General features: G+C 60.8%; 11 protein-coding genes and 1 pseudogene. 5 read left to right on the top strand and 7 right to left on the bottom strand.

Annotated elements, in window-relative coordinates:
- Positions 1-10: 10 nt before the first annotated feature.
- Complete coding sequence (locus tag JL101_RS34450; protein ID WP_203100853.1) at positions 11-685, bottom strand: ChrR family anti-sigma-E factor; 675 nt, start codon at positions 683-685, stop codon at positions 11-13.
- Entirely contained in the window at positions 682-1,278 is a 597-nt protein-coding gene (locus JL101_RS34445) for a sigma-70 family RNA polymerase sigma factor (RefSeq protein WP_203100855.1), read from the bottom strand. Before JL101_RS34445 ends, JL101_RS34450 begins: the two co-directional genes overlap by 4 nt.
- A gap of 70 nt (positions 1,279-1,348) precedes the next feature.
- Here JL101_RS34445 and JL101_RS34440 point away from each other — a divergent pair, with 70 nt between their 5' ends.
- On the top strand, positions 1,349-1,507 hold the full coding sequence (locus tag JL101_RS34440; RefSeq protein WP_203100857.1) for a hypothetical protein: 159 nt from the start codon (positions 1,349-1,351) through the stop codon (positions 1,505-1,507).
- Positions 1,508-1,717: 210 nt separating this feature from the next.
- On the opposite strand, the gene JL101_RS34435 is transcribed toward JL101_RS34440, so the two are convergent.
- Positions 1,718-2,590 carry an SDR family oxidoreductase gene (locus JL101_RS34435; RefSeq protein ID WP_203100858.1) on the bottom strand — a complete coding sequence of 291 codons (873 nt, stop codon included), beginning with the start codon at positions 2,588-2,590 and terminating at the stop codon, positions 1,718-1,720.
- Positions 2,591-2,717: 127 nt separating this feature from the next.
- Positions 2,718-3,932: a zinc-dependent alcohol dehydrogenase gene (locus JL101_RS34430; protein WP_203100860.1), complete on the bottom strand. Its 1,215-nt coding sequence runs from the start codon at positions 3,930-3,932 to the stop codon at positions 2,718-2,720.
- A 349-nt stretch (positions 3,933-4,281) separates the two neighbouring features.
- On the opposite strand from JL101_RS34430, the gene JL101_RS34425 reads away from it, so the two are divergent.
- On the top strand, positions 4,282-6,081 hold the full coding sequence (locus tag JL101_RS34425) for a thiamine pyrophosphate-requiring protein (protein ID WP_203100862.1): 1,800 nt from the start codon (positions 4,282-4,284) through the stop codon (positions 6,079-6,081).
- A gap of 270 nt (positions 6,082-6,351) precedes the next feature.
- Here the strand turns inward: JL101_RS34425 and JL101_RS34420 are convergent, their stop codons facing one another.
- Positions 6,352-6,585 (bottom strand): hypothetical protein, encoded by a 234-nt coding sequence (locus tag JL101_RS34420; protein ID WP_203100864.1) that lies wholly within the window; start codon positions 6,583-6,585, stop codon positions 6,352-6,354.
- Between the two features lie 216 nt (positions 6,586-6,801).
- Here JL101_RS34420 and JL101_RS34415 point away from each other — a divergent pair, with 216 nt between their 5' ends.
- The 3 genes and pseudogenes from JL101_RS34415 to JL101_RS34405 form a co-directional block, all read left to right on the top strand.
- Complete coding sequence (locus JL101_RS34415) at positions 6,802-7,170, top strand: helix-turn-helix domain-containing protein (RefSeq protein ID WP_323374758.1); 369 nt, start codon at positions 6,802-6,804, stop codon at positions 7,168-7,170.
- 103 nt (positions 7,171-7,273) lie between these two features.
- Entirely contained in the window at positions 7,274-7,885 is a 612-nt protein-coding gene (locus JL101_RS34410; protein WP_203100866.1) for a Uma2 family endonuclease, read from the top strand.
- Between the two features lie 30 nt (positions 7,886-7,915).
- Positions 7,916-8,167: pseudogene (locus JL101_RS34405) on the top strand (hypothetical protein); the annotation flags it as partial.
- A gap of 44 nt (positions 8,168-8,211) precedes the next feature.
- Here JL101_RS34405 and JL101_RS34400 read toward each other — a convergent pair.
- Positions 8,212-10,806, bottom strand: coding sequence for a DEAD/DEAH box helicase (locus tag JL101_RS34400; RefSeq protein WP_203100869.1), 2,595 nt, complete (start codon positions 10,804-10,806; stop codon positions 8,212-8,214).
- A 404-nt stretch (positions 10,807-11,210) separates the two neighbouring features.
- Entirely contained in the window at positions 11,211-11,720 is a 510-nt protein-coding gene (locus JL101_RS34395; RefSeq protein ID WP_203100871.1) for a hypothetical protein, read from the bottom strand.
- Positions 11,721-11,724: the final 4 nt, after the last annotated feature.

Here is an 11,724-nt window from a genome sequence, read left to right as displayed (position 1 = left end):
GCCGCCGGCATCACGGCGGCTCGACCAGCCTTTCCACCGGCCCGGCCAGCACGCGGTAGCAGACGCACCCGTCTTCCCCGGCCACCACGGTGTGGATCGATCCGCCCTCGAACTCGCCCAGGTCGCCCCCGGCGTAACGTCCGCCCGCGTCGCCGAAAGGGCCGGCCGCTTCCGAGAAACTGCCCTGGAGCACCAGGATCAGTTCCTGGTCGGAATGGCGGTGGGCCGGCAGGGCCGAGCCCGGCGCCATCCTCAGGATCTCGGCCACCTCCGGCGGCCTGCCGACATCCAGGCGAAGCGACTGCACCCCCTCGGCCAGCACGGTCCAGCCGGCGCCGCCCGCCCGCTCCCGCAGATATGTGCGCAGCGGCTCGGGCACCCGCATGTCGCCGAGGACGCCGCAGTCCCGCGCGCCGGCAGCCGACGCCGGCCGGGCCGCCGGCTCTTCCGCGCCCTCGCCGTCGAGGCGCGCCAGCAGCGACGCCAGCGCATCCTCGGGAAGCGGCTCGGGCGGCAGATCCCAGAGCAGCAATCCGCCGATCTCGTCCAGACGCTCGTTCTCCCGCCGGCATGCCGGGCAATAGGCCAGGTGCGTGGCGACCGCCAGCGCCTGGGCCTCGCCCAGGCTGCCCGCGGCGTAGCACACCAGCAGATCTTCCGGGGGATGATGCGTCAGCGTGCTCAAAGCGCCTCCTTCAGCTCCGACCGCAGCCGCGCGAACGCGAGCCGCAGCCGGGATTTGACCGTTCCGAGCGGCAGGCCGCTCGCCTGGGCATAATCCCCATAGGACCTATCGCTGAAAAGGGTCGCGACCAGGGCTTCTTCCTGTTCTTTAGGGAGCGCGCCGACGGCGCCCCGCAACCTCGCGTTCATCTGCATGCGACTCAGGGCCGCCTCGGCGTCCTCCGTTTCCGCAGGGCGCAGCTCGGGATCGTTCGGGTCCATTTCCGGTCGCCGCTCCCGCCGCATCACGTCGATCCGGCGGTTCCGGGCGATCGTGAAGATCCAGGCGGCCGGGCTGGCCCGCCCGGGATCGTACTCCCCCGCCCGGCGCCAGACCGCCAGCATCACGTCCTGGGCGATCTCGTCGGCCACCTCGGCCTTGGCGCCGGCCCGGATCAGCTGCGCCTTCACGCGCGGGGCGAAATGATGGAACAGGGCGCCGAAGGCCGCCCGGTCGCCGCGCGCGACGGCGGCCAGCAGCCGGCCCTGGTCCGGTGGCGTCGGGGCGTCCCTTCCTGCGGAGGGTTCATCCGGAACGGTCGTTCGAACACTCATTTGACTTGCATCAAAGCATCTATCCGCGTCCCGGCATAGCGTTTCTCATCGCGTGACGACAGGTGGAAAGATGGAAACGTTCCTTTTCGTCCTACTCGGACTTCTGGTCTTCGGTTCGGGCCTGGCCGCATCCGGCCTGGTCCTGACGGCCCTCATCGCGGTGGCGCGGAAGCTGTTCGCTCCGGCCGCCTCCGGCGCCGCCCACGGCAAGCTTCTCCCCACCGGCTGAACGCCCCGGATCCGCGGGGGGAAGTCTCCCCCCGCGCAGGTCCCTTTTCCACGGCTCCCTGAAACCGGAACGAACGGATAACGATATGTCTACCGGTGAAGCGATGTTCCTGCTGCTGGTCCTCGCCGCCTTCTCGAGCTTCAGCGGCTCGGTCCTCTATGCGATGGCACGCACGAAGACTCTCTCCGGCAAGCACTGACCGGACCTGGGTCAGAGCATCGGCCTGCCGCCGGTCACCGGGATGACCGCGCCGGTGATGTAGCTGGACTCGGTGGATGCCAGCATGACGTAGGCCGGCGCCAGCTCGGCCGGCTGTCCGGCGCGGCCCAGCGGCGTGTCGCTGCCGAAGCTCTCGACCTTTTCCGCCGGCATGGTCGACGGGATCAGCGGCGTCCAGATCGGTCCCGGCGCCACCGCGTTGACCCGGATGCCCTTTTCCGCGACCAGCCCGGCCAGGCCGGCGGTGAAGTTGGCGATCGCCCCCTTGGTGGTCGCATAGGCCAGCAGCGTCGGCGTCGGGTTCTTGGCGTTGATCGAGGTCGTGTTCACGATCGCGCTGCCCGGCTTCATGTTCGGGATCGCCGCCTTGCACAGGTAGAACTGGCTGTAGATGTTGGTCCGGAAGGTGACGTCCCACTCCTCGGCGCTGATGTCCTCGATGCTCTCGAAGGTCGCCTGGTGGGCGGCGTTGTTGACCAGGATGTCCAGCTTGCCGAATTCCTTCATGGCCCTCTGGACCAGCTCCTTGCAGTGGGCCTCCTCCTTGATGTCGCCCGCCACGACAATCGCCTTGCGGCCGGCCTGCTCGACCCAGCGCGCCGTTTCCCGCGCGTCCTCGTGCTCGTTGTAGTAGGAGATCAGGACGTCGGCGCCCTCGCGGGCATAGGCGATCGCGACGGCCCGGCCGATGCCGGAATCGGCGCCGGTGATGATGGCCGCGCGCCCGTTCAGCCTTCCGCTGCCCTTGTAGCTGTCCTCGCCATGATCCGGCGTCGGCGTCATCTTGGCGGTCGAGCCCGGCATGTCCTGCTGCTGCTTCGGCTGCGGCGGCTGGGGGGCGTCGTTCTTCGGATCGGTCACCATGCTGGTCTCCAATGAATTCCTGCGGGGTGTGTCGGCCACCCCATGAACCGTCCCCCGCAACAGGAACCGCCATCGGCAGTTCCCGGTGGCGGTTCCCGGCGGGGGAGGAATCCCGTGACGGAAGGTCCTAGACGCCGGGCACCAGCTCGACCTTGACCCATCCCGGCTTGCGCTGGTCGAACTCCCGGTAGGCCGTGAGCACGTCGGTCATGGGCTCGACGTTGGTCAGGACGCTGATCGGGTCGATCGCGCCGGACTCCACCATGCCGACCAGCGTGGGGACGTATTTCCGGTGGTTGCAGTTGCCCATGGTCAGGGTCAGGTTCTTGTTCATCGCCATGCCGATCGGGAAGAACTGGTCGGTCTGCGGATAGACGCCGATGATCGACAGCGTGCCGGCCTTGGCACAGGCTTGGACCGCCCAGGTGCCGGCCTGCGACGGCGCGTCGCCCGGCTTGAAGACCTTGCCGTCGGTGTTGGTCTCCGGCGCGATCTGCTGCCGCTCCTTCTCGAACTGCCCCGCCTGCTGCTCCGCCTGCCCGGAGGCCGGGCCGACCTTCGGCCGTTCGCTGTCCACGCCGACGGCGTCGATCACCCGGTCGGCGCCGGACCCGCCGGTCAGGCTGCGGATCACCTCGACCGGGTCCTCATCGTTGTAGTTGACGATCTCGGCTCCCAGCTTGCGCGCCATGTCAAGCCGGGACGGAATGCCGTCGACCGCGATCACGCGGGCCGCGCCGAACTGGTAGGCGCTGAGGATGGCGAACAGTCCCACCGGGCCGCAGCCGAACACCGCGACCACGTCGCCGTCGCGGATCTCCGCGATGTCGGCGCCGAAATAGCCCGTCGGGTAGATGTCGGAAAGCATGATCGCCTGGTCGTCCGTGACGTTGTCCGGAAGCCGGACCAGGCCGACATTGGCGTGCGGCACGCGGGCATATTCCGCCTGCAACCCGTCGAACGGGCCGGTCTCCTTCGGGCCGCCGAAGAAGGACGTTCCGGCCAGCTTGCCGTTGGGATTGGCCTCGTCGCACTGGGCGAAATAGCCGGAGCGGCAGTAGTTGCAGGAGCCGCACCCGATGGTGGAGGGGATCACGACCCGGTCGCCGGGTTTGAAGTTGCGCACCTCGGCGCCGACTTCCCGGACGACGCCGACCCCCTCGTGGCCCAGGATGGTGCCGGGCTGCATGCCCGGCATGGTGCCCCGGATCATGTGGAGGTCGGTGCCGCAGATGGCGCTGGCCGTGATCTCGACGATCGCGTCCGTGGGATCCTGGATCTTCGGCTCGGGAACGTCATCCAGACGAATGTCGCCTACGCCATGAAATACAACCGCTTTCATGAAGATCTCCTGGAGATTTTATTGAAGCGCTTCGACCGAAACAGGACCTCCCGAAGATCGTTCCGGATAAATCCGGACCGTCGGATAATCAACCCGCACGTCTTTCACGAGCTTCTATTACAATCCGGATCCGCCGACTGCGCCGACCCGCCCTGTGGATCATGCCATTCCCTTTTCGGCCGGGGTTCCGGGTTCCGTCCCGAAGCCGCCCGAGGACATGAAGTCCGGGGACATGAAGAAAGTTTAATCGCGCTTCCGGAAACCCACCCGGCGGGGCCCTGTTGAACAGTGATGCACTGCGCGGGACTCCCGTCCCGGCAGGAAACGGCAACGGAAAAGGTAGGGAACCATGGCCCAGACGGTCGGCGACTTCTTCTGGCAGCGGCTGCACGACTGGGGCGTGCGGCGCGTGTTCGGCTATCCGGGCGACGGCATCAACGGGCTGCTCGGGGCCTTGAACCGGTTCGGCGAGGGGATCGAGTTCATCCAGGTCCGGCACGAGGAGATGGCGGCCTTCATGGCCTCCGCCCACGCCAAGTTCACCGGCGAGCTGGGCGTCTGCCTGGCGACCTCCGGCCCCGGCGCCTCGCACCTGATCACCGGGCTATACGACGCCCGGCTGGACCATATGCCGGTCCTCGCGGTGGTCGGCCAGCAGGCCCGCACCGCCGTGGGTTCGCACTACCAGCAGGAACTGGACCTCCAGAGCATGTTCAAGGACGTCGCCGGCGCCTTCGTGCAGCAGGCGATGGCGCCGGCCCAGGTCCGCCACCTGATCGACCGCTCGATCCGCACGGCGCTGGGCGAGCGGCGGGTCACCGCGCTGATCCTGCCCAACGACCTCCAGGAGGAACCCTACGAGGAACCGCCGCGCAAGCACGGCGCGGTGTTCTCCGGCGTCGGCTTCAGCGCGCCGAAGGTGGTGCCCTACGATGCGGACCTTCAGCGCGCCGCCGACGTGCTGAACGAGGGCCAGCGGGTGGCCATCCTGGTCGGCGCGGGCGCGCTGAACGCGACCGACGAGGTGATCGCCGTCGCCGACCGGCTCGACGCCGGCGCCGCCAAGGCGCTGCTCGGCAAGGCGGCGCTGCCCGACGACCTGCCGTGGGTGACAGGCTCGATCGGCCTGCTGGGGACCAAGCCGAGCTGGGACCTGATGATGGAGTGCGACACGCTCCTGATGATCGGCTCCGGCTTCCCCTATTCTGAGTTCCTGCCCAAGGAGGGCCAGGCACGCGGCGTCCAGATCGACCTGAAGCCCGACATGCTGAGCATCCGCTATCCCATGGAGGTCAACCTGGTCGGCGACAGCGCCGAGACGCTGCGGGCGCTGCTGCCCCTGCTGAAGCAGAAGCCGGACCGGGGCTGGCGCAAGGGGATCGAGGAGAACGTCGCCGGCTGGTGGCAGACCCTGGAAGGCCGCGCCATGCACTCCGCCGATCCGGTGAACCCCCAGCGGGTCGCGTGGGAGCTGTCGCCCAGGCTGCCCCCCAGGTCCATCGTCACCAGCGATTCCGGCTCCTGCGCCAACTGGTTCGCCCGCGACATCCGGATGCGGCGCGGCATGATGTGTTCGCTGTCCGGCGGCCTCGCCTCCATGGGAGCCGCGGTGCCCTATGCCATCGCCGCCAAGTTCGCCCATCCCGACCGGCCGGTGATCGGGCTGGTCGGGGACGGGGCCATGCAGATGAACAACATGGCCGAGCTGATCACCGTCGCCAAATACTGGAAGGGCTGGTCCAACCCCCAGTGGATCATCTGCGTCTTCAACAACGAGGACCTGAACCAGGTGACCTGGGAGCAGCGGGTCCAGGCGGGCGACCCGAAGTTCGAGGCGTCGCAGCGGCTGCCCGACGTGCCCTACCACCGCTTCGCCGAGCTGATCGGCCTGAAAGGCATCTTCGTCGACCGGGCCGAGAGGGTCGCGGCCGGCTGGGAGGAGGCGCTGGCCGCCGACCGCCCCGTGGTGCTGGAGTTCAAGACCGACCCGAACGTGCCGCCGCTGCCGCCGCACATCACCTTCGCCCAGGCCAAGGGCCTGACCTCGACCCTGCTGACCGGCGATCCGGAACAGGGCAGCGTCCTGGTCAATACCGCCAAGGAAGTCCTGAGCGGGGTGCTCCCCGGCCACGACAAGCCGAAGCGGTGAACGACCACCTTGCGTGAGATGACGGCACCCGGTTCCGCTGAAACCACGGACAGTGCTCCGCAGGGGCACGACAGCTTTTCCAGGTGCCGCTTCCCCGTGGCGAAAAAGTCGCCGCCAACCTCTTCGGATCGCCGGAACCGCGAGCGGGCTGAAGCGAGGCGGCGGCTTGGTTTTTCGGCCGGAACGGAAGATTCTTCTACTCGATGTTCCGCGATGCGTTGGGCCACGGCGATCCTGCGGTTTGACGCAGGGCGGAGGCGATGCGAGCCGTCAGTCGTACATCGGACCTCCCACCAGCGATCCGATCAAATGAAGCAGGGCCTGATGCTGCGGTCCGCGCCCTTGCTGGTTGAGGAAAGCCCCGATCCCGATGATCGTGCTGTGCCCGCCCGACGCAGGGTTGGCCTCATGCTGCACGAACACCTCCCCCGTCTCGGCATCCCGGGCCAGAAGCCATCTGTCGCCGTTGGAACTGTGGTAAAGTTCTCTCCGCTGGGTGGTCATGCGTCCCTCTGTTCAATGTCTGCCGGCATGCATATGGGGATATGGGCGAGGAAGCGTTACCGGATATGGCACGGCCAACCCCGAAACGTCGAAACTGCTGCGGATCGGGAACCCTGCGCCCCGGCAAGGCCAGCTCCCCGCCCAAATCCGACAGCCCGCGGCGAGGGCGGGGTCGGTTTCAGTGAAGTATCATCAGCGTCAGAAGGGCGGAACGGCATGAGGAGCGACGGTATCACCAGGGTCGTCCGTAACCCCGGCGACCCGCTGCCCGAGACGGGCACCGATTGGGCGCGGGTGGATGCCCTGACCGAGGAAGAGGTCCACGCCGCAGCGCTGTCGGACCCCGACGCGCAGCCGCTGAGGGCCGAACGCCTGGCGGCGATGCGCCGGGTCGTGAACGTCAAGAAGTTGCGTGAGCGACCCGGCCTGACGCAGCAGACGTTCGCCGAGACTTACGGCATCCCCGTCGGAACGCTGCGGGACTGGGAACAACGCCGGAAGCACCCCGCCGCGCCGGCCAGGGCTTACCTGGAGGTCATCGACGCCGATCCGGAGCGGATCGCGGCCCTTCGCAGGGTCATGTGACCGGCGAAGGGATGGGACCGAGGATGGCTCGCGGGCCGGTGAGCGGGTCGAGACCAATGGCGCCCTGGACGCCCGCCTGTTATCCTCTGCCCCGGAGGCTCAAATGACGGGACATCCTGCGGAACGCCGCTTTTCCACCATCGAGGAGTTCATCGCCTGGGAGGAACGCCAGCCCGAGCGGTTCGAGTTCCTGGACGGACGGGTGTGGCCGCACGATGCCGATCCCGCCGGCATGGCGGGCGGAACGATCCGGCATAACGATATCGTCTTCAACATCCGCACCGCCCTGGCGCCGATTTTCCGCCCGTGCGGCTGCCGGGTGCAAAGCGAGACCGTGAAGCTGAAGACCCACACCTTCTCCGCCTATCCCGACGTCCTGGTGACCTGCGCCCCGGTGACGCCGGACGCCAGCCGCGTTGCCGAAGCGATCCTGCTGGTCGAGGTCGTCTCCGAAGGGACGGAGCACAAGGACCGCGGCCCCAAGCAGCAGAACTACCTCGACACCGCCTTCTGCCTATACTACGTCCTGGTTTCCCAGGATGCGCAGATGGTCGAGGTCTACTCGCGGGCACCTGCCGGATGGATCTACCGGTCCTACCGCGATCCGGACGACAGGATCGAACTGCTCAACGCGGATGCGAAACTCGCGATGGCGGATATCTACCGCGACACCGATGTGCCGCCCTATCGAACCGTCGTCCCCATGGGCCGGTGACGAATCTTAAGAATGGCGCTGTTGTTGCGCCGCGCCATCATTCCTCGCATTGCGCGACGCGGCATCGACAGCAGCAAGCGCCTGGGCCAGCACCTCTGGAAGGTGGAACGCACCCAGGCACGATTCGCCCGATTCCGGCGGATCTCCGTACGCTACGAACGCCGGATCGATATCTTTGCCGCCTTCAATCACCCCGCCGAAGCCCTCATCACCTTTCGCTTCCTGGAACGACGGTTATGTTTTAGGCACTCTAAGTCAATCAACTGCTTACACTCCGACTAGCGGCCGGGCATTTACGCCAGATATCATCCCGAATTTATGCTTACTCAATTAATATGAGATCTAACTGCTTCCGAATACTCTTGGACCAGGTCTTCAACCGTTAGACTATGGCTCCTAAGAGCTGTGTCAATGAGAGCCTCAGATAAATCTGCCAAATCGGCTTTAGAAAACTCGTCGAAAAATCTTCTCACATTGCGGCGCAATTTTTCTAAGTTAGATTTCCGAATCACTTTAACAACACAATTGAAACCCGCACCATTTGCAAGCTCTCTTCCAGGAATTATCATAATACAAACAGGCTTACATCCAGGATAGTTTTCGGAAAACCAAGCGCATGCATTATTCATCTGGCCTGTTTCGTCTTTATAAATCTCCCTCCGGCTTATATTTACCTCATTCTTACATTCAATTAGTAGATACTCATTGTCTCTAGTGCACCAAAGATTATCTGGTCCCGCTTTCCACTGTTTATCAGGGCGTTGCGACGTGAATCCCAATGCGATTCCTAAATTATGTACAGCGCCTTCAAACCTGTCTGCCAGAACCCCAAACTGCATTGCATCTAGTATGTCGTTCACGCGAAGGCTCAGTTCCTCATTAGTTTTAGCATCACTGATCCACTTCTTAACTGCTTCGATCCGTCGTTGGCCTGATGGAGACAACTTCTCAATCACCATACCATTTTTCGGTTTCAGCAACCTATTATTATTCCTGTGAGCTGAAATCTGGAGCTTATTCGAGTCAATGTGGCTCCTAATGTATTCGTACCTAGCCATTTCCTGCAAGTACCAGCCCTTCTCCTCCCCTGTCAGGCCAGCCTTATCAATATACTTTTGCAAGCTTGAGCATGCACCAGAAACATTTCCTGATGCATAAAGCTCTTCCGCACTCTTCTCAGCAATAAACATCTCAACTATGCTGTCACTCTTAGTATCCAAGGACAATTTGTTCATTTCTTCCACATAAAAATCTTTCCATCCATCATCACGTTCCACACATTGTTTGATAAGGTAAACCAATACTTCAATTGGAGTTTTGCCATCGCTGAGTTCTTCTTTCGTAAAATCAATGATTTTTAGTCCAATTTCGATTTGCTGACGTGTTTGGGCTGAAAAGAAGCGTCGCGCATGCTGTGATCGAACAGCCTTTATGAGAGAAGGATCGATCAGCATAACTACTCCATAATCTTTTTCCCCTCTAATATGCCTTCCCATCCCCTGTTCTATGTTCTGAGCAGTTTTTCCTTCCATTACATCACTATTGGCTCGGCAAACTTCTTGGTATCGATCAAGTAGATCCTCAGCAAACGATCGAGAGTCAAGGATCAGAGTACGGCATGCATCATCAGGGAGATCAATACCATCATAGCGGTTCACTATAACAGTAGTTTTCTCGCAATTTCCAGATTTCAATCGCCCGATGAGTTCTCCAATTGTATCACTCTTTGCTACTTCTGCTCCAGAATGCTCCCAAATTTTTGATTTTTCAAAGCTAGGCGTTAAGACAACAACACCTTTATTTCTCTTTGAAACTGGCGGCGAGAAATGGGAGACAATTTTAGCGTGGTTGAGGTTCTCATGTATCAGTGATGGAATAAGGACCATCTTCTCGCCAGACCATTTTTCTCCGGCGAATTTTATGGGCGCTGAAACCGCCTTTGGTGAAACTCCTAAATGTTTTATTAAAAATGCGTCATCATTGATTGTAGCAGACATGAATATACGCTGCTCCGCATTATAGTAAGCGCCAAATACTTTAAACGGCAGAGAGTGAGGGCTTATTGTAATTTGCTTACCAGATACTAGGCATAAGCAATCACGCAATACATCTTTGATGACTGGCCAAGCAAATTTTACTGAGTCGAGATTTGCTGACTTTGATATTGCTTGGGCAACTTCTGAAAGCTTATCTTGCCAGTCCCAGTATGGAACAGGCAGAAATGCGGAAGCTACTTTATTCTCTATATCAGCAAAATCTCCAACACCCTGATCAGCAAGAGAGCCAGAAAACAAACCTATTATACTTGAATACAGCGGCTGAGTATTATCTACCTCTATAGTAAATGCTTTTCTAATAGTTGGAAAACAAGCATGGGCATCATCAATAACGATAGAATGAACCTTTGATGATCTTACACCAACTCCAAAAGCGGTCTTTCCATTAAAGAACTTTTGAACATGTGTAATCAGAATTGAACGGCTGTCCCAAAATTCGTCAGGCAAACCCTGGCTGTCAATATTGCAGTACTTGATACCAAAATCCTTCGCTTGGTTACAGGTCTGATCTGCAAGGAATTTATTAGGGCAAAGGTAAATTACCGGACCCAATCCTGCATTCAACCGTGACTGAAGAATGAGCAGTCCCGTGATAGTCTTGCCAGCTCCGGTATGTAATTTGAGTATTACATCTTTTTCTTTTTGATGTTGCTCATACCAAGTTTGCAGTACATTGATCTGAGCTGGGCGCAGCGGTCCCTTTTCGCTGATCCGATCCAGTGTGTCGTAAATTTCTACGGGGTTAATCTTCTTATCTACGTTTTTGGTTGCTAAATGCCTCTTGAAATCAACCACAACACGTACCTCGGCTGTCTTTTTGTCGCTAGAACTAAGCTGACGCGAGAGGGAGCGAATATCAAGCACAATTTCTCAATCCAGGCGAACCTGGGTTTGCCCCTACACAACCTAAGAATTGAACATCGATAATTTAATTCTCCGAAACAAATGCTTCACGCAATTACAGAAATCTCAGTTATATCTTCATTCGATGATGAACTGGTGCCTAATTTTGGAGTAATTTAAGGCAATAATTTAAGTTACTTGGAAAAAATATACCACCGTCAAATCCATAATGGCTTTTTTTTATTGTATACAACCTGTATTATCTCACTGCTGTATTTTTAGTATTTGATTCCCAAAAATTTGTTTTTTGACTTTACGTGTTTCACTGTTGGAGCGTTGCCATAGATTGAGGCCCAAAGCCTGACAATCATTCCTTACTCTACAAAAATTTAATTCTGAATTTCATCTCCAGAATCTGTGACTCGTCACACCCCCCGCACCGGCCAAGCTACCGCCAGGATCACCCCGCGATCCCGCCCCGCCGCCCTCTGCGGCTCGGGCGCCAGCGGAACGCCGAGCGCGACCAGCGGGCCGCCCGGATTGTATGTCCGCGGTCCCGCCGAAATCATCCCCCGCGCCGCCGCCTGACCGCGCGCCACCTTCCGGACCAGCGTGCCCACCTTGCGCGATCGGGCCTTATCGCGCCAGTCCGTGCCGCCGAAATCGCGCGGCAATCCCAGCAGCACGGCCGCCGACGGGAACAGGCCGTCGCAGATCGGCGGGCGCATGCCGCCGGGGTCCCGCGCCAGCACGAAGTTCGCGCAGCCGGGGATCAGCAGGAGCGGCCCGATTTCCGAATAGCGCGGCGGCCGGCGCTCCGGCCAGTTCTGGTTATCGCGCCACAGCGTCAGCAGCGCATCCAGCACCGGATGCCCCGTCAGCCAGCGGAAGCCCGGATAGCGGTACTCGCCGGCCGGGTACGGAAAGCCTGTCATCGTC

It is taken from the genome of Skermanella rosea, assembly GCF_016806835.2.
Lineage (GTDB): Bacteria > Pseudomonadota > Alphaproteobacteria > Azospirillales > Azospirillaceae > Skermanella > Skermanella rosea.
The sequence above is the reverse complement of the archived record's forward strand: the minus strand, read 5'-3'. Positions and strand labels throughout refer to the sequence as shown.

What these genes read in the sequence shown, in the direction of transcription:
- JL101_RS34445 (WP_203100855.1), bottom strand. Translation starts at nt 1,278, where the DNA reads ATGAGTGTTCGAACGACCGTTCCGGATGAACCCTCCGCAGGAAGGGAC.
- JL101_RS34440 (WP_203100857.1), top strand. Translation starts at nt 1,349, where the DNA reads ATGGAAACGTTCCTTTTCGTCCTACTCGGACTTCTGGTCTTCGGTTCG.
- JL101_RS34435 (WP_203100858.1), bottom strand. Translation starts at nt 2,590, where the DNA reads ATGGTGACCGATCCGAAGAACGACGCCCCCCAGCCGCCGCAGCCGAAG.
- JL101_RS34430 (WP_203100860.1), bottom strand. Translation starts at nt 3,932, where the DNA reads ATGAAAGCGGTTGTATTTCATGGCGTAGGCGACATTCGTCTGGATGAC.
- JL101_RS34425 (WP_203100862.1), top strand. Translation starts at nt 4,282, where the DNA reads ATGGCCCAGACGGTCGGCGACTTCTTCTGGCAGCGGCTGCACGACTGG.
- JL101_RS34420 (WP_203100864.1), bottom strand. Translation starts at nt 6,585, where the DNA reads ATGACCACCCAGCGGAGAGAACTTTACCACAGTTCCAACGGCGACAGA.
- JL101_RS34415 (WP_323374758.1), top strand. Translation starts at nt 6,802, where the DNA reads ATGAGGAGCGACGGTATCACCAGGGTCGTCCGTAACCCCGGCGACCCG.
- JL101_RS34410 (WP_203100866.1), top strand. Translation starts at nt 7,274, where the DNA reads ATGACGGGACATCCTGCGGAACGCCGCTTTTCCACCATCGAGGAGTTC.
- JL101_RS34395 (WP_203100871.1), bottom strand. Translation starts at nt 11,720, where the DNA reads ATGACAGGCTTTCCGTACCCGGCCGGCGAGTACCGCTATCCGGGCTTC.